Consider the following 21,970-nt stretch of genomic DNA (forward strand, 5'->3'; position numbering starts at 1 on the left):
CTTACCGTCTTGCTGCAAGAAGTTCCGGAGGAGAATATGAATTCCAGTACTGAAAGCCCACCGGTCAGCATGAAGCTGTTTTACGGGGCAGGCGGCATTGCCAACGGCATCTTGTCGAACGGGCTGAGCTTTTTCCTGCTTATCTACTACAATCTGGTCATCGGCCTTCCGGCCGAGACGGTGGGGTTTGCGCTTTTCATTGCTCTGATGTGCGACGCTGTGTCTGATCCTGTTGTCGGTTACTTGTCGGATAACACGCGCTCTCGGGCCGGCAAGCGCCACCCGTTCATCTACGCGGCGATTATACCTGTCGCGCTCCTTTTCTGGTTAATTTGGAACCCACCTGCAGCACTGACCTCAGAGACCCAGCTGTTCTGGTTCCTGCTGATCACAACGATCCTTCTGCGGACGGCGATGACGTTGTTTGACGTTCCACACAACGCGATGGTGCCAGAGTTGACCAAGGACTATGGCGGAAGAACCATGTTGTCTGGCCTCAAGGTCTCGGTCACCTGGATTGCCGGTCAGATCATGGTCATCGCGATGTATGTGATCTGGTTGGTTCCGACCGACACGATGCCTTACGGCATCCTCAACCAGGCCGGCTATCAGGAAGCAGGCCTTGTCGGTGCAATCCTCATAGCGCTGGCTATCACTGTCACCGCCTTGGGCACGCGCAAATGGCAGAATAGAATGCTGGATATTTCGCATGTGGCGACCTACAGCATCTCTGGGTTTTTCAGACAGTTTTTCGCGGCGTTCAAGCTGCCTGCATTACTTGCCATCTTTGTCAGCTCGGCGGTTTTCGCGGTGGGCGCTGGAATCGGAGCAGCTTTGTGGACCTACCTGACCTCGTTCTTTTGGGAGCTGAACAATGACCAAATAGCTCTGATCCTGATGGCCAACCTGATCGGTGCTTTGATAGCGGGCGTAACCCTGAAACCTATCGCAGGATCCGGCGACAAAAAATCGAGCGCCATATACTTGTCGATCCTCTCGGCAATTGTCGGTGTCGCCCCTTACGTGCTGCGTGAAATCGGGTTCTTCCCTGCAAATGGCACCGAACTTCTGATCTGGTTGCTGTTTGTTCACGGCATTCTGCAAATCATCCTGATTGTCTGGACCACATCTCTGCTGACGTCGATGACCGCGGACGTCGTTGAATTGGGTATCAGCCAGAACGGTTTCCAGAACGAAGGGATCATCACATCGGTCATCACATTCGTGCTTAAGGCGGGCACGGCTGGCGGGTTAGCGATCTCAGGAATGTTTCTGGCATATGTAGGCTTTCCGGAAGCGCCAGACCAATCGAACCTTACCCCCGAGGTCACCCGTGCACTGGGATGGAACTATGCCTGCCTTAGCCTCGTCATATACATGGCCTCGATTGTTGCCCTGATGTTCTACCGGTTGGACAAGGCGCAGTTCGACCAGCTTCAGGCAATCCATGACTAAACAGCTGGCAGGTCGCCCGCGTGGACGGAACTTCAACTGATCAGCAATGGCGGCAAGCCAGAATATTACACAGCCTCTTCAAAGCCACGCAGTTTTTTGAGGCATAGGTAACCCATCGTCGTGCCCACTTTGATGCGGGCACAAACCCCGAAAATAGATAGAGAAGTTCAATGCAATACCTCAAATCCCACCCCCTTTCTTGGATCATCTTCTTATGTTTGCTGTTGGCCACATGGTTTCAGGTCTACGCGATCTGGGGGTTGCTGTTCATGTGGTGGGCCGCCTCATCCTTCATGACCGGCCAGGCCTTTTTGATTGAAACAATCGACAGCCGAGAAAACCCGCCGCTTTTCTACGCCATCACGATCATGTGGTTCACCTTCGGGCTGCTTTACGTCGTGCAGGATCTCGCATGGCGTCTGTTTGGAATTTACATCGGTTAACTGTTCAGGAGAAACTCAATGACCAAAACTGCATTCATCGCTGGCCTTATGGCTCTTGCAGCATCTCAGGCGGCGGCCGGGGATATACAGATCGATATCTCTGGTGTCGATTCTGGACGCGGAGGCGTCCTTCACATCCTGGCCTTTGACGATAAGACCGCGTTCGACCAAAGCCAGATGGCGAAAATCGTAGGCTACGCGAAGATCCCCGCCTCAGGTAGCACAGTTTCCGGAACGCTCGAGAACCAGAAACCCGGACAGCTTGCGATCATGATACATCATGACCAGAACGACAACGGCCAGTTCGAGATGAAAGGGCCGATCCCGCAAGAAGGTTGGGCATATTCCAAGGGCGCAGGCGTCAGATCGTTGCCGGCGTTCGAAGACGCGGTGATTGAATACGATGGCAATACCTCATCGCTTGGTTTGAAAATGAATTACGCAAACTAAAGCTACCTTTCAAATTTGACCCCAACTGCCCCGGAAACGGGGCATTTTTTGCGGATATCGAATTGTTCGGGTTGAAACGGCGGGGCTAAGTTTTATTTTGTCCCATATGACAGTTTACTGAAATCGCAGCCGCTGTCGTCAGATCTAAAGGACCGCCATCCGCCATGAAGTCATCCCTGGAAGACACCAGTCGATTCTTGATGCAGGCCACGCTTGGGACCGATCAGAGGTTACTGCATCAGGTCAGCAAGACCGGCCCGGAACGCTGGTTGGATGATCAGCTGAACGCCTCGGTCGGAAACAATGGGCCGTTCGAAAAATCCACCCGCAGGATTTGGAAGAGCATTCGGAAGCGCCTGAAGCGCGCTCATGGTGAATGGGCGATCAACGGCGACGGCAACAATCCCGCCCTGCCCTATAAATGGTATTTCCACATGGCCTGGTGGAACCACACGCTGACGCAGCGCGACGACCTGTTGCGTCAGCGTGTTGCGCAGGCGCTGTCCGAGATTCTGGTTATTTCGGACGCATCTTCGCTGGAGCTGGATGCCATCGGGATGGCGAATTACTATGACCTGCTCTATAAGCACGCGTTCGGCAGTTATTCAGACCTTCTGTACGATGTGTCGATGCACCCGATGATGGGTATCTACCTGTCGCATATGACCAATCAAAAGGCGAACGAGGCCAAGAACATCCATCCGGATGAAAACTATGCGCGTGAGATCATGCAGCTGTTTTCTATTGGCTTGTTCGAACTGAACCCCGATGGCACGGAAAAACTGGATGCCAGTGGGGATCCGATCCCGACCTATGACAATCGCGACATCAAGGAACTGGCTCGGGTCTTCACCGGCTTGCTGCCCGCGGCCTATGAATACGAGTGGAACACATCGTTCTGGGAAGACAGCTATAATGGTTATCCAGTTCAGTTCGATGATGGGGTCGAAAAGGCCTATAAGACAGTGCCCTTCATTGACGCGACCAAACCGATGATCGTGGAAGAAGCCTTTCACGACCGTGGCGCAAAATCCCTGCTGAACGGTCGTCTGACCTTGCCCGGCGATCAGTCCGGCCCAAAAGAAATCCGTTCGACCATCGACCAACTGGTTGCCCACCCTTCGACCGCGCCGTTCATCGCAACCCATCTGATCAACCGGCTGGTCACCTCCAATCCCTCGCCCGCCTATGTCGAAGCGGTGTCGCAGGCATTTGGCCCAAACGGAGATCTGAAAAGCGCAGTTCGCACAATCCTGACCTACCCATTGACCAATGAGGTTGCCGCTAAACGTCTGCCGTCGGCATACAAATCCCCGACAAAAGTAGTACAGTCCCAAAAGCTGAAATCGCCCCTGCATCGCGTCACGCAGGTTCTGATTGCGTTTGGAGTGCATAACCAGACCGGCAAGCTGTGGCTGCTGGGTGATGACATTCAAGAGGCGCTGCAGATGCATCCACTGTCCGCGCCCACTGTGTTCAATTTCTACAAACCCGATTTCACCCCTCATGGCGCATTGCAGAAGATGGGCCTTCGCGCTCCCGAGTTTGAGCTGCACACGGCCGCAACCTCGGTCGCTTATGTCAACAACATCTACTACTGGTTCTTTGGCGGCTATCTCCCGCTGGTTTCGACCCAGATCGGCGCGGGTCCCGAGCAGATGATGGTGATGGAGTTTGACCCCGATACGCTATGGGCCAATTCCAATAACGCGCTGAGCTTCGATCTGAGCGAAGAGATCAAAATTGCAAAGAACCGAGGCCGTCATGATGAGCTGATAGATCGGATTTCGGTCCTATTGACCGGTCGGACTGATGCCGTAGTGCGCAAACGGATCAAGCAAGCCTATGTGCAGTATGCGGACAATCCCGAATGGGTGGTGCAGACCATCGCCTTCATGATTGCCGTTTCCCCAGAATTTACCGTGCAGGAGGCCTGAGCCCATGCTGACCAAATCCTTTACGCGTCGGCAGTTTTTGGCCTCGACCGGTGTTGCCGCAACTGGCGCATTGATGGGTGCCGCCCTGCCCGGCTTGGCGCAAGCTGGGACGGGAATGATCAAGCCCGCCCGCAGGGCGCTTGTTTTTGTTATGCTGGATGGCGGCAATGACAGCTTCAACATGCTGGTACCAAAGAACAAAATCGCGCATGGCCAATACTCGGAAACGCGGGCGAATCTTGCCCTTTCGCGAGGTGAGCTGCTGGACTTGGATACGCCCAAAGATCGGCTGGGCCGCAGCTTTGGCCTGCACCCGTCGATGCCCGAAATGGCCGAGCTGTTCGATCAAAGGCGCCTCTCTTTTGTCGCCAATGTTGGGCCCTTGGTCGAACAGGTCCGGAAAGAGCAGTTCTATGACGGCTCGGCCGCACTCCCCCTGGGACTGTTGAGCCACGCAGACCAGTTCAAACATTGGCAAACCTCGCGCCCGGATCTGCATGTGAATGTCGGATGGTTCGGGTTCTTTGCCGACGACCTGCAGCCCTCAAAGTCGGCGCACGAGATCGGAATGAACATCTCATTGGCCGGAAACAACATTGCGCAAAACGGCAAGATCGACTCGCCATATGCAATCACAGACAAAGGCAGCGTCGGCCTGTACGTAAAAGAAGAGAAAAGCCCGCTCAACGACCTGCTTTTGGACAGTTTCAACCGAATGATGAACGCCGATCAAAACGGCGATCCCTTCCGTGAGACATATCTGAACCTGACCCGTGACGCACAGTCCAAACACGAGACGTTCAAATCCGCGACCCGAGGGATCAAGATACCCCGGTCCTTCCCATCCTCGGACCTTGCACAGCAATTGCGTATGGTCGCCAAAACGATTGCCGCCTCGGACCGGCTGGGTCACGAGCAGCAAACGTTCTTTGTGCGCTATATCGATTGGGACCATCATGATGAGCTGTTGGCGAACCATGCCCGTATGCTGCGCGTTTTGTCCGAAGCCCTCGGTGCATTTCAGGCAACGCTTGACGACATGGGGTTAGCTGATCGTGTCGTGACGTTCACCGGATCAGATTTCGGCCGGACGTTGACGTCGAATGGCAACGGTACGGATCATGGTTGGGGCGGCAATACTTTGGTTATGGGCAATGCTGTCAAAGGCGGGCAGATTCTGGGAGATTACCCCGAACTTGGCCTGGCCAGCGACAACGCGCTTGATGTGGGCAACGGTGTTTTGATCCCAACGACCTCGACCGATCAACTTTATGCTGATCTGTCCCTTTGGTTTGGTGTGCAACCTTCGGCACTGAAAACTCTGTTCCCAAATCTCAACAGATTTGCGGATGTGGCGGGCGGAGAAAGGCTTGGGCTTTTCACCTAGATCCACCGCCCTCAAACAGGTCGCCCCACCGGGAAGCTTGAACATAGCTTGCGTCAGATTGTCGTCTGGAACGATGGGCAATAGTTTAGAAAACGTTAAAGAGCGGTAGACACTCTGGATTTAAATTGATTGTCAGTCTTGACAGTCAATTTCAACTAAGATATCTCTAAAATTCCGTTTCAGTGTAAGGGTAATCGCATGGGTCGCCCCTCGGTACAAGATCAACGTAAAAAAGAAGTCCTCGATGCCTTTATGTCGTGCGTCGTTCGCTATGGCGTCGAAGGGGCCACACTTGAACATATCGCGGCACAAGCCGGGCTGAAGCGCCCATTGATCCGCCATCATCTTGGCAACCGCAAAGCAATGGTTCTGGCGCTAGGTGAGCATGTCGTCGAAACGTTCAGCAAACAGACCGAAACATTGCGCGTTGCGCTGGACGAACATCCCGATGCCCGCAATCTGATCGAGGCCCTGTTCAACTCTGACGGTGAGATGGATCCCCGGATCAACATTTGTTACCAAGCTCTCGTCAACTCGATTGAGATCTACCCAGAGCTTCGCAAGCCGCTACTGGAATCGATGGAGGCTTTTTATAAGGTGGCAATAGATATCGTTCTTGCCTCACACCCAAAAGCCGACAAACAAGCCTGTGAGATCGTCGCGCACGGAATCATAAACCTGTTTATCACCACGGATGCTTTCGTTCCGCTTAAACCGCCGAAAACATGGGGTTATTCGTCATACTTCGCCGCGCTGAAACTGGCTGAAACATTGGAAGAAAAAACCTGACGGCGACGGCCCGGCCAACGGCCGGGTTAATCATAACTAACCGCAAGCTTGTCCGTCGTGGCAACCGCCTGGCAGGACAGGACGGCACCTTTCGCGATCTCATTATCATCCAAAGCGGTTCGCGCCCGCATATGAACTGCGCCCTTTTTCACCTGACACCGGCACGCCCCACAGACCCCAGACTGGCAGGAATATGGCGGCTCCAACCCAGCCTGTTGAGCAGCCTGTAAGATCGTCTGACCAGATGCTATCTGAACCGATTGTCGCTGACCGTTCAGTGTTATGTCCACAATGGCATCAACGCCCTTGATACTGTCATCGGTTTCTTGCGCGCCGCCGTAGCTTTCCATGTGAATCCGATTGGCAGGCACATCCAAAGACATAAGCGCGTCTTTTACCGCTTTGTTCATCCCGCCGGGACCACAGATGTAGTACTGGGCATTCTGGGCATAAGGCGGATTTTCTGTGATCAGCGCCTCGAGCGCATCCTTGTCGATGACACCCCGGCGCCAATAAGCGAAACTGGACCACATTGAGGGTTTGGAAAGAAGGTGATGCACCGTCAGGCGTTCAGAAAAAGCCTGCTGGTATGCGGCAAACTCATCTTTGAACAGGATACTGTCCGCGTTCGCATTACCATAGGCCAGATGCGCAACCGACCAAGGTTCGGCCAAAAGCACGGACTGAAGCATGGAATGCAACGGGGTGATACCACTGCCCGCCCCAAAGAAATAGTGTGTGCGCCGTTCCTCCGTGTCTGTATCCAGACAAAAACTGCCAAATGGCGGCATGATGTCGATCACATCACCCTGTTGAACCGTATCGTTGATATGGTTGCTGACGAGCCCCTTTTTCACCCGTTTGACGGTGATACGCAGCGGACCCCCTGAAGCGGGCGAAGACGAGATCGAATAGCTTCTGCGCACCTCTTCACCATTGATCCAAAAGCGAAGGGTCAGGTGCTGACCGGCACGCCAGGCAAAGTCTTGGGCCAGATGTGGCGGCACGTCGAACATGACGGATTTGGCCTGCCCGCCGATCTCGTTGCGCGTTTCAAGCACCTCAAGCGGGTGAAAATCTCTGGTCATTAGGGCCTCCGAAATTCGTGCCATGCGAATGGGCAGGATGTGTGATGATACCCGATACGGGCCGGGTGTTTGAATTGAACGGATTAGGCATTGGCGCCCAGTTTCGATGCCGCCGCGTTGATCCGTTTGGTGATCTCAGACAAGCGCGCGAGGCTTTGCAGGACCATCGGTAAAACCACAACCGATTGCACAAACTCGAACGAATAGGTGACAACCGAGAAGATCTGCCCTGCCGTCGCCCCGCTTTGCGTCGCTGCAAACCACAGGTTGAAGGCCAGCATGCTGAGCAAGACAGCAAAAATCGCAGCGTAGACAAGCGCCTCGGAATCCGACAACCGAACCTCATGCCTGCGCAATCGAAACAAGTGTTGGTCGATCTTTTTCAAATCCATGCTTTGCAACGCAGTCACCTGTCTTTCTGACTGGTGGTTCAACAGCCCATTCAGGCGGAAGAAGCGACGCGAAAACAGGGTGAAGATGATCAGGATAATCACCGCAGCGGTCCCTGCGGCGGTGGCAAGTGCCCCGTGAAAGGACATCAGAATACCGACCGAGACCAGAACCTGGACGACCGCACCCATCGATTCAGGGGCCTCATTCTCTAGAAAATCAACCAGTTCGCGGGCCATCAGCACCCGCGCATTTAGCACCGAGACATCGCGTCCCGCATCCCGTTTGGCCTGCGCCTTACCCAATTCGACGCGGATCGTGCCATAGGCCCGGGTGTCGTAAATTCGGCGCAACGTCGACACAACCAGCAGCGCTGCCATCGCAACACCGAAATAGATGAACGACGTGTAGTCCCCATTCGACAGACCGTCGATCGAATAGCCGATCAACAGGGGAAGGAGAGTAAACAACCCCGTTTCAACCAGGGTCAGACCCCAGGTCGTTGCGATCTTTGTGCGGAAGACCCGCAGCAAGGTCGCAATCGACAACCGGTCGTCGGAGTTGATCATTCTTCTTGCAACCAATCGCGAACGACCCTTTGGTGCTGAACCACGGGGCTTTCCCCAACGGCGGCTGGACCGACCTCAAAATAGGGCGATGTCAGGGATTTCTGTTGCTGTTCACAGGCATAGATGTCCTCTTGCGTGAAATCGCCCGAGGCCATCGGATCGTTTTCATCATACGCATCATCACCGTCATATTTGCCTTTGATGCCGAAATTGTTCCAGAAGGACGCCGACCGGGTGGCCTGTTTCAAAAACTCCCAGCCCGAGGCATTGGCAACACGCGTCCGGTTCAGAATCCGCGTCCTGTCCGGAGCAAGCGGGGTAATGATAAAGACGTTCCACACGTCCTCGGACGCGCCAATTCCTACCCCTGGAAACAGCATCGGCACCCATGCACCATTCTGATCTTCGGGAACGACCCGAGGCATCTGAAGCTTTTTGTTCTGATCTTTGGCGAACTCTGCGACCGGCGGTTCCCAAAAGATGTAGTGCGGCCCATACCAACCATATTGCGCATTGGCGTGGTCATACATCTGTAAGGTGTTCGAATGCAGGTGGCTCAGATGGTAGACGTCGATGTAGTTCTCGACGACGATCTTCCAGTTGGCCTTGATCTCATAGGTGTTGGATGTGTCCTCGTGCTCCACCAGCTCTTCTGGCACGTGCGGCCCGACTTTGTCGTCCACATCGCCGAACCATTTCATGATCGACCCTGCGTTCGGGTCGGGATGCACAAACAACATACCCTTCCAGATATCGACCGAAGCAGGCTTCAGGCCAAGGCAGGACTTGTCGACGGACTTATATTCGCGATGCTCATCCGGGACCGAGATCAGGTTGCCCTCTAGATCATAGGTCCAGTCGTGATAGGGGCAGGTCAGCGCTTTTTGGGTCTTTCCCACGGCGCGGATCAATTGGGTGCCCCTATGTCTGCAGATGTTGTGGAAGGCCCGCAGCCTGCGATCCCTCCCCATGACGATGAACAAGTTGTTCAATCCCGCCTGAACCGAAAGATAATGGCCTGGCTCGGGCAAATCTTCCATAAAACCAGCAAAACGCCATGTTTTTGAGAATATCTCTCGCTGTTCTCGGTCGAACCACTCCTGCGATGTATACGCCTCTGCAGGTAACTCATGGTACATTTGCGGCATGCTGTCCCCTCCTAGGGCCGTCGTCTTCACGGTTGGCAAGCTAAACGTTTTGACCTCAGAAACAGTGGTTAACACATGCCCGATCTTACGGTGCTTTGAACCGAGATAGGCAAACAGCAAACAACTGTCAATGGTGACAATTTAAAGAATGAAATCAGCCGAAACATGTAAGCAATTTTTTGCGATGTCCGCCGTTTCGATCGGTGTCATCTCGCACATTACCTAACGATACAATCGGACTAAGGCGCCTGCAGAGATTTGGCACTCAACAAAATTTGCTTGGCACTATACAGAGCGGCACCACTTTCAAGACGGACAATACACCGATGCCCTCATTCAACATTTGCGTCAATTTCGCCCTCGCGCTGATGCTAACCGCCTGTGCCAGTAGCTATGATCGGACAGCACTTACGCCGACGCCCGAGAATTACGAGACCTTTCTACCGGTTGGAATAACCCCGGACAGCCGGTATTTCGAGGATGATAGTCGCGACCGTCTGGCAACTCTCAATGCGGAAATGCGCAAGACGCTAGCACAGGTTCCAAGGGGGCAAGGCCTGAACATTCTTGCGCTGTCGGGCGGCGGTCAGCACGGCGCTTTTGGGGCCGGCGTTCTAAATGGTTGGACCGACAAGGGCACACGCCCGTCCTTTGATGTGGTCACCGGAATCTCAACTGGCGCGTTGATTGCGCCCTTTGCTTTCCTCGGTCCGGATTATGACAGCCGTCTGAAGCGGTTCTACACCGAAACCGCAACCCGGGATGTCGTGCGATTGGACGTTTCAGGTGCCGTCTTTGGGCGCGGCTTTCTGACCAAAGCAACGCCACTGAAAGCGGCAATCAAGCAAGAACTGACCGACGATCTGATCCGCGAGATCGCGAAGCAGCACAGATTGGACCGCCAGCTTTTGATCGGCACCACCAACATCGATGCGGAACGTCCGGTGCTGTGGAACATCGGGGCGATCGCCCAAACCGACACGCCGGGCGCACGGGAGCTGATCCGGGATGTAATTCTGGCCTCGGTCTCGATACCTGTCGTGTTTCAACCAGTTACAGTTAAGGTGACCAATGGCGAAGTACAACGCGAAGAACTGCATGTGGATGGCGGGCTTACCCGCGAGATTTTTGCCTACCCATACGACTTGCAGATGCATCAGCTGCTGCGGGACGCTGGGTTGAGCAATCAAAAAAACCGCATTTGGCTGATCCACAATAAAACGCTGGAACCGAGTTTCGATCCGTTGCCCGGAAATGCAACCGCAGTGGCTAACCGCGCGTTCGAAATGCTGATCAGTTCGCAAAGCCTTGGCAATATCGAAAGCATCCTGACCCTCGCGAACCGGGACGGGTTTCAAGCCAACATCACCTATATACCCAAGGAATTTCAAAGAAAGCCGCAGGAACCCTTCGACCCCGAATACATGACCGAACTGTTTGCGATCGGTTATTGGGCCGGACAGCTTAAGGAAGAGTGGATCTATAATGCGCAGCAGTGGCAGTGAAGAGGACTTAAGGCCCGGCCAATTATTGAAGCAGACAATCAACAAGATGTTTGAACAAAGCGCAAATAACTGCAGGATAACGGGGCAAATCATGAGCAGACCGCATAGATGGTAACGCCACGCCGCCTCTTCCCCTCAATTTCATCACTCCGCGCCCTTGAAGCGCTGGATCGCTTAGGCTCGGCTTCTGCGGTCGCTGATGAGCTTGCCCTGACCCAAAGTGCCGTCAGCCGGCAATTGCAAACACTGGAAGCCCAGCTAGGTGTCGATCTGATCCGTCGGGATCGCAAACGCCTGCTGCTGACGCCGGTTGCGCAGGAATATGTTGCCGAGGTTCGGCAAGGCTTGAACCAGATCGCTCAGGCCTCGCTAAAGCTGCACATGGCTCCTATTGGTGGCACCTTGAACCTTGCGATTTTGCCGACGTTCGGAATGCGGTGGCTAGTGCCCAGATTACCCGAATTTGCCCGCATGCACCCGGAAATAACCATCAACATGTCGACCCGCCTGCGTCCGTTCAGTTTCACCGCTGAACCCTTCGACGCGGCGCTGCATTTTGGAGAACCCGATTGGCCCGGCACGGATCGGCTGTTGCTGCGTGTGGAAAGTGTATTGCCGGTTTGCGCACCATCCTTGCTGCCCAAAGGCGCGCCGTCATCACCGCGAGATCTGCTGAAACTCCCATTACTGCACATCCAGACCCGGCCCTATGCCTGGCAAGAATGGTTCAGCCATATGGGGACAAGCCATCCCGACGCGTTGCCCGGAACGATTTACGATCAATACACAACGATCAATCAGGCGGCGGTTCACGGTCTTGGCGTTGCGTTATTGCCCAATTATTTGATCGAACAGGACCTCGCGACAGGCAAACTGATCGCAGCCTTCCCGGACGCGGTTGAGATGATGGGCGCCTACTATCTTGTTTGGCCTAAAACCAAGTCGGACGACCCGTCGCTGCGCAGCTTTCGTCACTGGCTGTCCACGCAGGCCCAAACCGAAGAGGGCCTGCCGCGCTGACGTCGTCGGATGCGACCCGACTTGGCAATCACAAAGTTTCCGTCAGCAATGAAGCCGCCCGCCTCAATTCGGTGCGCCAATTTGACGGCGCATCAAGTGCGGCCAGTGAATCGAGGGACAGGAAGATCGTTGAAATGCCCTGCGCCACGGCCTTCACCCGTTCTGGTGTGGCGTCGGGCGACACGCGAGCAAAGAACTTCTCAAGAACCGCCACAAAACGTGCCAGGACTTCCAGCAACGCCTCCGCAAGTTCGGGATGATCCCCGACTGATGCGGATAACCCCTGCCACGCAGCAGCAAGCCGTGGGTCGATCTCTTCATCTTCGGCAAATAGGATTTCCAAGAGCTGATCGCCTGTTTCGATCTGCGTAAGATGACAGTCCAACTCCAATGTCAGCGCGTTGAACGCGTCTGCGACATGCTGATTTAGCGCTTCAATCATCTGGTCACGATTGCCAAGGTAGTGCCGTAACAATGGTCGCTTCACACCAGCCTCGGCCGCGACACGCTGTTGGGTGGCGCCATCAAGCCCGTACCGGGCCACGCAGGTCATATAGGCATCAAGGATTTCTTCTGACCGTTGCGGTTTTAAACTCGGGCGCGGCATAGCGTTTCCAGTCTCTCCATCAGGCTCAGGACAAGAGCCCTTGAAATCTTGATTAATCGCAGTTTTTGCGGCCAATTTCTTTCAAATCGTCAAAATTAGTGAACGATCACTTTGCATTGACATATGCCGCGTTCAAGGTTATCTGTCAACAATGACAATAATGAAAACTTAGCAGCCATTTGTGAGATCATTCATGCAACAGCCAAACCAAATGCCAGAGGTCGCTACCCAGGAATTGCCACCCGAAGCCTACACATCAGATGAATGGCTGGCGCAGGAAAACAAGAAGCTGTTTTCGCGCAGCTGGGTGTTTGCTGGCGTCGAGTCAAAGGTTGCCAATGCGGGCGATTACATGACGGCCAAGGCAGGGCACTTTTCCCTGGTCGCAATCCGCGGAAACGACGGCGAACTGCGTGCGTTCCACAACATTTGCCGACATCGCGGAACCGAACTGTTGGACCACGGCTGCGGCAATGCGGGCAAGACGGTCGTGTGCCCCTATCACTCGTGGACTTTTGGCCTGGATGGCGCGCTGCGTGGCATCCCCGACCAGCAAGCCTGTTTCCCGGACATCAACAAAAAAGAAAACGGCCTGCACAGGGCTTCGGTCGCGGTCTTCAAGGGCATTGTCTTTGTCAATCCCGAACCCGATCAGGACTTGTCAGAATGGCTCAGCGGATTGGAAGATGTCGTCTGGCCGCACGACATCACCAGCCCTGAACTGATATCCTACGGTGAACCTGTAACCTATGAAATGCAGTGCAACTGGAAAGTGTTCTTCGAGAACGCGATCGACGGATACCACCTGGCCTATCTGCACAAGAACACACTGGGCGGCCCAACTCAGGACAAGAACATCTGGGACCCTTATGGCGACAATCAGGTTTGGTACTCGACTGAAAACGAAACCGTGCGTTCGCGTGTTCCGAATTTCGTGTCAACGCACATGGACAAATGGAACGCGAAGAAAATCCCGCATGCTGAGAAAGAAGGCTATGGCGGCGTCTACATGTTGTTCCCGACAACCCTGATCGTGGCAAGCCCCTGGTCTTTTTCGATATCCGTGATGGAACCTGTAAGCGCCGGTGTGACACGGTTGCATGCTTATGTCTGGGCCGCAAAATCATGGATGTCGAGCCGCGGATCCGTCAAGGATATCCCCGGTTATGACAAAGTATCCGGCATGATCAAAAGCTCGCACTGGAAAGTGCATCCGCTGGAAACGCAGGACTTCCAGACCGAGGATGTATATGTCGTCGAGAAAATGCAGCGTGCGATGATGTCGCCCAAATACACGGTCGGCAAAATGGCCTCTGGTCCGGGGGCTGAATCTCCGCTGACCTACTTTCAGAGATCGGTTCTGCGCCACATGGAAGCGTAGGTACACGCGGCAAGCGACAGAGATTTCACTGGGTCACTTGCTCAACCGGATGGCCTGCTTCATTTGAGGTGGTCATTGAAACGACGAGGCTTGACCGCATTTCAACGATCAAGCCTCACACTGTTTTTCGAACTTTCATTCCCTGACCAAGAGCATTCGGTCAGGAACGGTGCTTATGCCGCACCGCTTTGGTCGTCGCTGCTGCAAATCTCGATGATCTCGCGTTTTTGAATTTTACCTGTCGGTCCTTTGGGCAACGCGTCCCAAATCTCGATATCTTTCGGGATCTTGAAGTTGGCAATCTTACCCCGGCAGTACTCACGCAGTTCCGCGCTGCCGACAGCGGTGCCCAAGTTCAGGGTGACAACGGCATGAATCCGATCCCCCCATTTTGGGTCGGGCAAGCCGAACACACTGACTTCGTCGATTGCATCATGTTCAGCCAGACAGTTTTCGACCTCGACCGGGAACACGTTATAGCCGCCGGACTTGATACGGAACTTTGCCCGGTCCTTGAGATGCACGTAACCCTCGGCATCGATCACTGCGATATCCCCGGTATGCAGCCAGCCATCACGGACGGTTTCCGAATACTCCACCGCTTGGTTCCAATAGCCAGGTATCACATAGGGCGAGTGAATCAGCAGCTCACCCGCCTCACCGCTAGGAAGGTCATTGCCCTGCTCATCCACCACACGGACGTCCACGTAGTATAGTGGTCGACCCGCGCTTTCCAGACAGTTGTGCCCGTCTTTCAAAGCGCGCTCGTGATCCGTTGCGGTCAGCATCATGCCCATGCCCATCAGCTCGGTCGTGCCAAACATCTGCAAGAACTTGCACCCGAAAGCCTTGAGCGCATCGCGCACTGTCGCGGGTGGAATTGGCGCAGATCCATACCCCAGCTGCCGGATCGACGCGCAATTGTATTGCGTGATCAGCCCGGAAGACAGCAGGTCGTTCAGCATTGTCGGCACCAGAACGCAGATCGTCGCCTGCTCGCGGTCAATAAGCTTAAGCGCCGTTTCTGCATCCCATTCGCCAACAATGGCGCATTTGGTACCGTGGAACATGTTACGCAGCAGGTGAATGATCGGAACGCCCGATGCCGGCATCGCGTGCAGCCAGACATCGTCCGGACCCGCACCTTCTGTCAGCGCGATTACACCCATCGACTCGATCATCAACGTGTGAGGATAGATCGCACCTTTCGGCAAACCGGTTGAACCAGTGGTGTAGCAGATCATCAATTGCTCATGAGGGGTATGGATGAAGGCTCCGCGATCAGATGCTGATGCGATCCGGGTTTCATAATCCCGCTCCAGCGTATGCTGGGCACCGACACCCACCAGCACCGGCTGACGCTTGCTGAAGGTCAGTGCCTCTTGGGCAATTGCAACTTTCGTGTCCTGCACGATCAGAACATCCAAGCCCGCGTCGTCAATCAGCGCGCCGATTTCGCGCGGGGCAAGGCGATAGTTCAGACCCACTCGAATCGCACCGGCCTTGGCGCAAGCGCCGATGGTTTCTGCGACCTCGATGCAGTCGGGCAGGATCACGCCGACCCTGTCACCCTTGCGAACACCCAGCGACCGCAACGCATTCGCCAACGCATCTGTTCGCTGGCCTAACTCGCGCCAACTGCGACGGCGGTCCAGTTCTACATAAGCATCTTGATCCCCAAAGCGGTCTGCGTTTCGGTCGATCAGCTGTCCAAGCGTCGGCATTGGTGTCTCCTCCCGGGCATCATCACGGCAAATTTTCAGTTACGTGATGGTCGTTTTTAGTGGCGGTTTTTGGTGGTGTAAGACGTGCGGAGGCAGGTGAAAATTCACTTTAACCCTGCATCAGCCTTCCAGCGGTGTGAGTTTGTGAAATCCCTTGCGCCCATAAATTAGCGCCGACTTTTCCGGGTTCAGGTGAACTTCTTTTACCATACCGAAGAACACCGCATGTGTCTTCGTGTTTGCCCAGTTGTCGACCACGCATTCAAAGGACACGACGGACTCTTTCAAAACAGGCAGACCCAGATCTCCGTTGATCCATGTCCCGGCTACCTGGAACTGTTGTTCCTTGTCCATTTTCGACGAAAAGGCACCGACAACCTCGGTCATGTCATCGGGTATGAGGTTTACGGCAAACTTTCGGCTGTCCATCACGACGCCATATGTTCGCGCTGTTCGGTTGATGCAAACCAACAAAGCTGGCGGATCGGCCGTTAGCGAACATACCGCCGTCGCCGCCATTCCAGCGCGCGAATCCTCGAATTCTGATGTGATGATGGTCGTTGAGGCCGCCAGCAACTGCATGCCGGTCTTGAACCTGTCTTCTGTGGTCAGGGTCATACTGCGCTCTTGCTAATTAGTGAACGATCACTTACTTTCCACATCGCCGGATAAATGTCAACGCAGACTTCGCAGCCCGGCGGCAAAGAAACGAAACCCGAACCTTGTGACCAATGGGACAGAACGGGCACACAGACCAACGGGAAGGCGGTTGCGCACCGCAAAACCAACCGCAGGAGACGCGTATTGAACCAGCATAGCCCCAACCCCGCCGAGAGCCTCGCGACGCTTTTGGAGATACAAAAAGCCCACCAGGCCGAACATGGCGCGCCAAACGCGGCTGAACGCAAGGATCGCATCACGCGGTTAAACGACCTGGTACTGGATAATCGCGATGCCATGATTGACGCGATCTCGGCCGATTTTGGCAATCGGTCACAACATGAAACGATCGCGGCCGACATCGTTGGCACGGTAAAACAGTTAAAATTCGCGCGGGACAACCTTGATCGTTGGATGCGCCCTGAGAAGGCAAAAGTCGAGTTTCCCTGGGATTGCTGGGCGCGCGCGGTCGCATTCATTATCAACCCCTGGGTGTCATTGGGATTGTCAGCCCCTGGAACTTTCCGATCTATCTGGCCATTGGCCCCATGGCCGAAGCCTTTGCGGCAGGCAACTCGGTCATGCTGAAGCCGTCAGAATTCACATCCCGCACATCCGACTTTTTGAAATCGCTGATAGAAGCAAACTTCGCCCCGCACGAAGCCGTGGTTGTGACCGGTGGCGTCGACGTCGCACAGGCGTTCACTGCGCTTCCTTTTGACCACCTTCTGTTTACCGGCGCCAGCAGCATTGGGCCGCACGTCCTTCGCGCAGCAGCTGAACATATGGTGCCGACTACACTGGAGCTTGGCGGCAAGAACCCCGCCATCATCGCCCCCAGCGCGGATATGAACCTTGCGGTCGCCCGGATCGCCGCCGGCAAAGGATTCAATGCGGGTCAGGTATGCCTGGCACCGGACTATGTCTTGGTCCCACGCGCAAAGATGGAAGAATTCGCCACCCAGCTTGCGGCAAAACTTGCCGAGGCCTTCCCGACCCTGTCCGGCAACCCGGATGTCACCCATATTGTGACCGACCGCCAATTCGATCGGCTCAAGGGCCTTGTGGAGCAAGCACGCTCGGCAGGGGCGCGGGTCGTTCAGGTCAACCCCGCCAACGAAGATCTCTCAGCCACGAATGAGAAAATTCTACCCCCGACACTGATCGTAGACGCCGATCCGGCGCTGGACGTCATGCACGATGAAATCTTTGGGCCGATCCTGCCAATCCTGCCTTACGACTCGCTGGATCAGGCCATAAGCTTTGCCAATGCCCGTCCGCGCGCTCTGGCGGCTTACGTATTTGCTAAAGACGCGGGCGAGCAGGAGCAGGTGATGGAAGGCACCATTTCCGGCGGAGCGTGCATCAACGAGACCATCATGCATTCGACCCAGAACACCCTGCCCTTTGGCGGCGTCGGAAATAGTGGCATGGGCGCTTATCACGGCCTGCATGGCTTCAAACGGTTCAGCCACGCAAAGGCTATTTTCAAGCAGATCAACATGGATGGCGTCTTCAAGGCTCTTCGCCCGCCGTATGGCGAGAAGTTCTTTAAGACAATGGCACCGTTCCTGAAAAAGTAATCTGGTGCACCAAAAAAGAAGGGAGCTCTGCATTTGTGGAGTTCCCGTCAGTTGTTTTGCGGTAATGCCGGCAGCGCGGCTTGTTATGAGCAAGATGCCTGCGGCGATACCTCAGACCTCCAGCCATTCCTTCCGGATTTCGTCATTTTCGCGCAATGCCTGCGGGGTGCCTTCGTAAACCATGTGCCCGTGACCCATGACGTAAACCCGGTTGGTCACACGCAAAGCGATGGTCAGCTTTTGCTCGACCAACAGGATCGAGACGCCACGCTCGGCAATCTGCAGCAGCAGATCCCCTACCTGCTCAACAATCTTCGGGGCCAGGCCTTCGGTCGGCTCATCGATCATGATGAAATCGGGGTCGCCCATCAAAGCGCGACAGATGGTCAGCATTTGCTTTTCGCCGCCCGACATAACCGAGGCATCCACATCCGCACGATTGCGCAGGTTCGGAAACATCTCGAACATATCCTCGATACACCAGCGGCCATCGCCGTCCTTTTGGCCAGGTTTCAGCCCCAATATCAGGTTTTGGCGCGTTGTGAGACCGGGAAAGATATCCCGGTTTTCGGGAACGTAGCCAATCCCGGCCTTAGCAATCTCAAAGCTCTTGCGGCCAGCGATCTCCTGGCCGCGGAACTTGATCGACCCATGTGGCGCGACCTCGCCCATGATCGCCTTGCATGTGGTAGACCGCCCAACCCCGTTCCGCCCCAACAGCGATACGATTTCGCCCTCGCCCACTTTAAGGTTAACACCCTGAAGAATGTGGCTCTTGCCGTAATAGGCGTGCAAGTCAGTGACCTGAAGCATTACACAGCCTCCTCTTCCAAACTTGCGCCCAGATAGGCTTCTTTCACTTTTGCCGATGCGCGTACAACATCCGGCGTGTCGGATTCGATCACTTCGCCATATACAAGGACCGAGATCTTGTCCGCCAAATCAAAAATCACGCCCATGTCGTGCTCGACAATCAAAAGCGTCTTGTCCTCGGTCACGTTGCGGATCAGGTCGACGATCAGGTCGGTTTCCGAATGGCTCATCCCGGCGCAAGGTTCGTCCAGCAGTATGATATCCGCCCCGCCTGCGATCGTGATCCCGATCTCAAGCGCGCGCTGTTCGGCATATGCCAGCGTGCCAGCCAGTTCATTCCGGCGCGAACTCAGATTGATCTGCGCCAGAATACCGTCAGCCTTTTCGGTAACGTCCAGTTGGCGGCCAATCATGTGCCAAAAAGAATAGCGATACCCAATTGTCCACAACAACCCACACCGAATGTTTTCGAACACGGTCATGTTGGGAAATATGTTGGTGATCTGGAAAGATCGGCTGAGGCCGCGGCGGTTGATCTCGAAGGGCTTCAATCCGGTGACATCTTGGCCGTGCAGAAACACTCCGCCCGAGGTCGGCGCGAACCGCCCGGTGATCAGGTTGAACAGGGTCGACTTCCCGGCCCCGTTTGGCCCAATGACCGCATGGCGTTCACCTTTTGCGATCTGCAGGTTCACACCCTGAATGATCTTAGCCAGACCAAAACTTTTTTCGAGGGTTTTCAGCTCAATAGCAGGAGCGCTCATGCACGGTCCTCCGCATGGTTCGCATTGTCCCAGGCTTCACGGATTTCCGGCAAAACGCGGGACACGAGGAATAGTGAGATCGCGGCGATGATTACTGCAAAGGCTATGGCTTGATAGCCACCACTGTCAAAGGCAATGCCATAGAGGTGCATCTCGTGATCGCCGCCGTATCCATGGCGCTTGTGGAACAGAATTTCCAGAATGGCGGCCAGTGACAGGACACTCGTGATCGCGGGGATTGCCACCTTGAGATACGGCTTAATCAGCAATTTCAGTTTACCCAGTGCAAGTGGTCGTCGATGCATCGCAATCAACCCGGCAAAACCAGACGGGAAGAACATCACACAGGCCACGAACAAAATGCCCAGATACAGCGCCCACAATTCGGTATGCAGACCAAGTACCGTTTGAAGCAAGGTGAACACGACCGCGCCGATGATCGGCCCGACAAAGAAGCCGGCTCCGCCAATGAAGGTGATCAGCAGGATTGAGCCTGACGTTGCAAGGTTCAGGTTTTCCTCGGTCAAAATCTCAAAGTTGATCGCGAACAACGACCCGGCGACACCGGCAAAGAAACCCGAGGCGCAGAAGGAAATCCAGCGAACGTTGCGTTGGGAATACCCCAGAAACTCGGCGCGTTCTTCGTTGTCGCGCACCGCGTTGGCGATCCGCCCGATCGGCGTGCGCGAGAACAAGTACATCAGCAGTGCCGCCACCAAAAGCCACACGACCGTAAGGTAATAGACCTCTTGCTGTGTAAGGAATTCATATCCGAACACTGGCGGTCCCATGGTCCGGTCGCCCGAGATGCCTTCTTCGCCGCCAAAGAACACGACGATGATGACCGAACAGGCGGCGATCAGCTCTCCGACACCAAGCGAGATCATGGCGAATACAGTGCCTGCTCGGCGGGTCGAAAAACTACCGATCAGGAAGGCGAAGACCATGCCGAACAAGCCTCCGACTATCGGAAGAAACGGCAAAGGCAACCACAGCCCGTCCTCGACCATGTTCATCACGTGCATGGCGAAGAACCCGCCAAGGCCCATATAGACCGCATGACCAAAGGACAGCATACCACCCTGCCCCAGCAACATGTTGTAGCTCAGCGCGAAAACGATGGTGATTGCCATCTGGTTCATGATCGTCAGCGCCGAACTGGACTGGAACACAAACGGCAGGCACAACAGGAACAAAGCGGCAAAAGCCCAGGGCATCACGTTCGATAGCGATATCAGCCGCGAAGTGCCCGCAGTTAAAGGCGTCTTACTAGCGATACTCATGATTCACGGTTCCCCATAAGACCTTGCGGGCGCAGAACAAGAACGATGATCATCAGCAGGTACGGCAGGATCGGGCCCAGCTGAGGCAGCGTAAGTGTCCACAAGTCCTGCAGCGGATGATCCCAGATCATCTCTGGCTTGGTAAAGCCGATCGCGGTCAGCACTTGTTCGGCCGTGATGTCATAGGCGGTGGCAAAGGTCTGAAGCCAGCCGATAATCAGGGATGCAACCAGGGCGCCCCAAAGCGAACCCAGACCGCCGATCACAATGGTCACAAAAACGATCGAACCCAGCTGCAAGGCCATGCCAGGGAAAACCCCCAGAACCGGACCAGCGATGACACCGGCCAGCCCGGCCATCGCGGTTCCCACGCCAAACACGCACATAAAGACCAGCGGTACGTTGTGACCCAGATTCTGCACGGTTTCGGGATAGCTGAGCGCGGCCTGAATGGTCATGCCGATACGGGTTTTGGTCAGAATGTATAGCAGCGTCAGGAAGATCCCCATCGCAACGGCGATCATGAAAACCTTGTAGGCAGGAAAAGCATTTCCAGCGATAGCGAAAGCTGCAAAATCCAGCGCGGCAGGTTCCGAGAATGGAAGCTGACTTTTGCCCCAGAAGAATTGAATCGTTTCTTCAATCAGCAGCGCAAGACCAAAGGTAAAGATCAGTTCTGGCACATGCCCGTATTTGTGAACTCGCCTTAACCCGTATCGCTCGATCAGAGCTCCGATCAAACCGACAATCAATGGCGCGACAAGCAAGCCGACCCAGAACCCGGTGACGAGGCTGATCTGATAGGCGAAATAAGCACCCAGCATGTAAAAACTGGCATGAGCAAAGTTCAGAACGCCCATCATGGAAAAGATCAGTGTCAAACCGCTGCATAGCATGAACAGCAACAAACCAGTCACAAATCCATCCAACACGTTCACGAGGAACAGCGCCATTACGTGTCTCCCTGCATATAA

Annotated in this window: 21 protein-coding genes; 11 read left to right on the forward strand and 10 right to left on the reverse strand. The window is 54.8% G+C overall.

Annotated elements, in window-relative coordinates:
- The first annotated feature begins 36 nt into the window (after window positions 1–36).
- The 6 genes from AC2FJE_RS11670 (at window position 37) to AC2FJE_RS11695 (ending at window position 6,461) form a co-directional block, all read left to right on the forward strand.
- Entirely contained in the window at window positions 37–1,455 is a 1,419-nt protein-coding gene (locus tag AC2FJE_RS11670; RefSeq protein ID WP_496760961.1) for an MFS transporter, read from the forward strand.
- Between the two features lie 170 nt (window positions 1,456–1,625).
- Window positions 1,626–1,898, forward strand: coding sequence for a hypothetical protein (locus tag AC2FJE_RS11675; protein ID WP_496698000.1), 273 nt, complete (start codon window positions 1,626–1,628; stop codon window positions 1,896–1,898).
- Between the two features lie 18 nt (window positions 1,899–1,916).
- Complete coding sequence (locus AC2FJE_RS11680) at window positions 1,917–2,348, forward strand: DUF2141 domain-containing protein (RefSeq protein ID WP_496760962.1); 432 nt, start codon at window positions 1,917–1,919, stop codon at window positions 2,346–2,348.
- Window positions 2,349–2,512: 164 nt separating this feature from the next.
- Complete coding sequence (locus AC2FJE_RS11685; protein WP_496760963.1) at window positions 2,513–4,285, forward strand: DUF1800 family protein; 1,773 nt, start codon at window positions 2,513–2,515, stop codon at window positions 4,283–4,285.
- A 4-nt stretch (window positions 4,286–4,289) separates the two neighbouring features.
- A complete protein-coding gene (locus AC2FJE_RS11690; protein WP_496760964.1) occupies window positions 4,290–5,672 on the forward strand; it encodes a DUF1501 domain-containing protein in 1,383 nt (460 codons plus the stop codon).
- A 198-nt stretch (window positions 5,673–5,870) separates the two neighbouring features.
- On the forward strand, window positions 5,871–6,461 hold the full coding sequence (locus tag AC2FJE_RS11695) for a TetR/AcrR family transcriptional regulator (RefSeq protein WP_282119328.1): 591 nt from the start codon (window positions 5,871–5,873) through the stop codon (window positions 6,459–6,461).
- A gap of 26 nt (window positions 6,462–6,487) precedes the next feature.
- Here the strand turns inward: AC2FJE_RS11695 and AC2FJE_RS11700 are convergent, their stop codons facing one another.
- The 3 genes from AC2FJE_RS11700 to AC2FJE_RS11710 all read right to left on the reverse strand — a co-directional run bounded on the left by AC2FJE_RS11700 (window position 6,488) and on the right by AC2FJE_RS11710 (window position 9,656).
- Window positions 6,488–7,549 carry a 2Fe-2S iron-sulfur cluster-binding protein gene (locus tag AC2FJE_RS11700; RefSeq protein WP_496755812.1) on the reverse strand — a complete coding sequence of 354 codons (1,062 nt, stop codon included), beginning with the start codon at window positions 7,547–7,549 and terminating at the stop codon, window positions 6,488–6,490.
- An 83-nt stretch (window positions 7,550–7,632) separates the two neighbouring features.
- Window positions 7,633–8,508 carry an ABC transporter six-transmembrane domain-containing protein gene (locus AC2FJE_RS11705; RefSeq protein ID WP_496760965.1) on the reverse strand — a complete coding sequence of 292 codons (876 nt, stop codon included), beginning with the start codon at window positions 8,506–8,508 and terminating at the stop codon, window positions 7,633–7,635.
- On the reverse strand, window positions 8,505–9,656 hold the full coding sequence (locus AC2FJE_RS11710; RefSeq protein ID WP_496760966.1) for an aromatic ring-hydroxylating oxygenase subunit alpha: 1,152 nt from the start codon (window positions 9,654–9,656) through the stop codon (window positions 8,505–8,507). The genes AC2FJE_RS11705 and AC2FJE_RS11710 overlap by 4 nt, the downstream gene beginning before the upstream one ends.
- A gap of 326 nt (window positions 9,657–9,982) precedes the next feature.
- On the opposite strand from AC2FJE_RS11710, the gene AC2FJE_RS11715 reads away from it, so the two are divergent.
- Together AC2FJE_RS11715 and AC2FJE_RS11720 are read left to right on the forward strand one after the other, a co-directional pair.
- Entirely contained in the window at window positions 9,983–11,161 is a 1,179-nt protein-coding gene (locus AC2FJE_RS11715; protein ID WP_496755806.1) for a patatin-like phospholipase family protein, read from the forward strand.
- Window positions 11,162–11,269: 108 nt separating this feature from the next.
- Window positions 11,270–12,181, forward strand: a complete 912-nt coding sequence (locus AC2FJE_RS11720) for a LysR family transcriptional regulator (protein ID WP_496755804.1) — start codon at window positions 11,270–11,272, stop codon at window positions 12,179–12,181.
- Window positions 12,182–12,209: 28 nt separating this feature from the next.
- Here AC2FJE_RS11720 and AC2FJE_RS11725 read toward each other — a convergent pair whose 3' ends face one another.
- On the reverse strand, window positions 12,210–12,788 hold the full coding sequence (locus tag AC2FJE_RS11725) for a TetR/AcrR family transcriptional regulator (protein ID WP_496755802.1): 579 nt from the start codon (window positions 12,786–12,788) through the stop codon (window positions 12,210–12,212).
- Between the two features lie 193 nt (window positions 12,789–12,981).
- Between AC2FJE_RS11725 and AC2FJE_RS11730 the strand changes: the two genes are divergently transcribed.
- On the forward strand, window positions 12,982–14,169 hold the full coding sequence (locus tag AC2FJE_RS11730) for an aromatic ring-hydroxylating oxygenase subunit alpha (RefSeq protein WP_496755800.1): 1,188 nt from the start codon (window positions 12,982–12,984) through the stop codon (window positions 14,167–14,169).
- Between the two features lie 173 nt (window positions 14,170–14,342).
- On the opposite strand, the gene AC2FJE_RS11735 is transcribed toward AC2FJE_RS11730, so the two are convergent.
- Window positions 14,343–15,893, reverse strand: a complete 1,551-nt coding sequence (locus tag AC2FJE_RS11735) for a class I adenylate-forming enzyme family protein (protein WP_496760967.1) — start codon at window positions 15,891–15,893, stop codon at window positions 14,343–14,345.
- A gap of 120 nt (window positions 15,894–16,013) precedes the next feature.
- Entirely contained in the window at window positions 16,014–16,511 is a 498-nt protein-coding gene (locus tag AC2FJE_RS11740) for a flavin reductase family protein (RefSeq protein ID WP_108859602.1), read from the reverse strand.
- 186 nt (window positions 16,512–16,697) lie between these two features.
- On the opposite strand from AC2FJE_RS11740, the gene AC2FJE_RS11745 reads away from it, so the two are divergent.
- Both AC2FJE_RS11745 and AC2FJE_RS11750 read left to right on the forward strand, forming a co-directional pair.
- Window positions 16,698–17,141 carry a hypothetical protein gene (locus AC2FJE_RS11745; protein WP_496760981.1) on the forward strand — a complete coding sequence of 148 codons (444 nt, stop codon included), beginning with the start codon at window positions 16,698–16,700 and terminating at the stop codon, window positions 17,139–17,141.
- Window positions 17,057–18,136, forward strand: coding sequence for an aldehyde dehydrogenase family protein (locus AC2FJE_RS11750; RefSeq protein WP_496760980.1), 1,080 nt, complete (start codon window positions 17,057–17,059; stop codon window positions 18,134–18,136). Before AC2FJE_RS11745 ends, AC2FJE_RS11750 begins: the two co-directional genes overlap by 85 nt.
- Window positions 18,137–18,247: 111 nt before the next feature.
- Here the strand turns inward: AC2FJE_RS11750 and AC2FJE_RS11755 are convergent, their stop codons facing one another.
- Genes AC2FJE_RS11755 through AC2FJE_RS11770 form a run of 4 tightly spaced genes read right to left on the reverse strand, consistent with a single transcriptional unit; the run spans window position 18,248 to window position 21,949 of the window.
- The gene (locus AC2FJE_RS11755) at window positions 18,248–18,949 is read right to left on the reverse strand and encodes an ABC transporter ATP-binding protein (protein WP_496755791.1); all 702 of its coding nucleotides are present in this window, start codon (window positions 18,947–18,949) and stop codon (window positions 18,248–18,250) included.
- Window positions 18,949–19,713 carry an ABC transporter ATP-binding protein gene (locus AC2FJE_RS11760; RefSeq protein ID WP_496760968.1) on the reverse strand — a complete coding sequence of 255 codons (765 nt, stop codon included), beginning with the start codon at window positions 19,711–19,713 and terminating at the stop codon, window positions 18,949–18,951. Before AC2FJE_RS11760 ends, AC2FJE_RS11755 begins: the two co-directional genes overlap by 1 nt.
- Entirely contained in the window at window positions 19,710–20,996 is a 1,287-nt protein-coding gene (locus AC2FJE_RS11765; protein WP_496755787.1) for a branched-chain amino acid ABC transporter permease, read from the reverse strand. The genes AC2FJE_RS11760 and AC2FJE_RS11765 overlap by 4 nt, the downstream gene beginning before the upstream one ends.
- On the reverse strand, window positions 20,993–21,949 hold the full coding sequence (locus AC2FJE_RS11770; protein WP_496755783.1) for a branched-chain amino acid ABC transporter permease: 957 nt from the start codon (window positions 21,947–21,949) through the stop codon (window positions 20,993–20,995). The genes AC2FJE_RS11765 and AC2FJE_RS11770 overlap by 4 nt, the downstream gene beginning before the upstream one ends.
- Between the last annotated feature and the right edge of the window lie 21 nt (window positions 21,950–21,970).

The sequence above is a fragment of the Ruegeria sp. CDSC002 genome (assembly GCF_059610905.1).

What these genes read in the sequence shown, in the direction of transcription:
- AC2FJE_RS11705 (WP_496760965.1), bottom strand. Translation starts at nt 8,508, where the DNA reads ATGATCAACTCCGACGACCGGTTGTCGATTGCGACCTTGCTGCGGGTC.
- AC2FJE_RS11690 (WP_496760964.1), top strand. Translation starts at nt 4,290, where the DNA reads ATGCTGACCAAATCCTTTACGCGTCGGCAGTTTTTGGCCTCGACCGGT.
- AC2FJE_RS11770 (WP_496755783.1), bottom strand. Translation starts at nt 21,949, where the DNA reads ATGGCGCTGTTCCTCGTGAACGTGTTGGATGGATTTGTGACTGGTTTG.
- AC2FJE_RS11670 (WP_496760961.1), top strand. Translation starts at nt 37, where the DNA reads ATGAATTCCAGTACTGAAAGCCCACCGGTCAGCATGAAGCTGTTTTAC.
- AC2FJE_RS11675 (WP_496698000.1), top strand. Translation starts at nt 1,626, where the DNA reads ATGCAATACCTCAAATCCCACCCCCTTTCTTGGATCATCTTCTTATGT.
- AC2FJE_RS11700 (WP_496755812.1), bottom strand. Translation starts at nt 7,549, where the DNA reads ATGACCAGAGATTTTCACCCGCTTGAGGTGCTTGAAACGCGCAACGAG.
- AC2FJE_RS11760 (WP_496760968.1), bottom strand. Translation starts at nt 19,713, where the DNA reads ATGAGCGCTCCTGCTATTGAGCTGAAAACCCTCGAAAAAAGTTTTGGT.
- AC2FJE_RS11765 (WP_496755787.1), bottom strand. Translation starts at nt 20,996, where the DNA reads ATGAGTATCGCTAGTAAGACGCCTTTAACTGCGGGCACTTCGCGGCTG.
- AC2FJE_RS11680 (WP_496760962.1), top strand. Translation starts at nt 1,917, where the DNA reads ATGACCAAAACTGCATTCATCGCTGGCCTTATGGCTCTTGCAGCATCT.
- AC2FJE_RS11720 (WP_496755804.1), top strand. Translation starts at nt 11,270, where the DNA reads ATGGTAACGCCACGCCGCCTCTTCCCCTCAATTTCATCACTCCGCGCC.
- AC2FJE_RS11715 (WP_496755806.1), top strand. Translation starts at nt 9,983, where the DNA reads ATGCCCTCATTCAACATTTGCGTCAATTTCGCCCTCGCGCTGATGCTA.
- AC2FJE_RS11730 (WP_496755800.1), top strand. Translation starts at nt 12,982, where the DNA reads ATGCAACAGCCAAACCAAATGCCAGAGGTCGCTACCCAGGAATTGCCA.
- AC2FJE_RS11695 (WP_282119328.1), top strand. Translation starts at nt 5,871, where the DNA reads ATGGGTCGCCCCTCGGTACAAGATCAACGTAAAAAAGAAGTCCTCGAT.
- AC2FJE_RS11725 (WP_496755802.1), bottom strand. Translation starts at nt 12,788, where the DNA reads ATGCCGCGCCCGAGTTTAAAACCGCAACGGTCAGAAGAAATCCTTGAT.
- AC2FJE_RS11735 (WP_496760967.1), bottom strand. Translation starts at nt 15,893, where the DNA reads ATGCCGACGCTTGGACAGCTGATCGACCGAAACGCAGACCGCTTTGGG.
- AC2FJE_RS11685 (WP_496760963.1), top strand. Translation starts at nt 2,513, where the DNA reads ATGAAGTCATCCCTGGAAGACACCAGTCGATTCTTGATGCAGGCCACG.
- AC2FJE_RS11740 (WP_108859602.1), bottom strand. Translation starts at nt 16,511, where the DNA reads ATGACCCTGACCACAGAAGACAGGTTCAAGACCGGCATGCAGTTGCTG.
- AC2FJE_RS11710 (WP_496760966.1), bottom strand. Translation starts at nt 9,656, where the DNA reads ATGCCGCAAATGTACCATGAGTTACCTGCAGAGGCGTATACATCGCAG.
- AC2FJE_RS11755 (WP_496755791.1), bottom strand. Translation starts at nt 18,949, where the DNA reads ATGCTTCAGGTCACTGACTTGCACGCCTATTACGGCAAGAGCCACATT.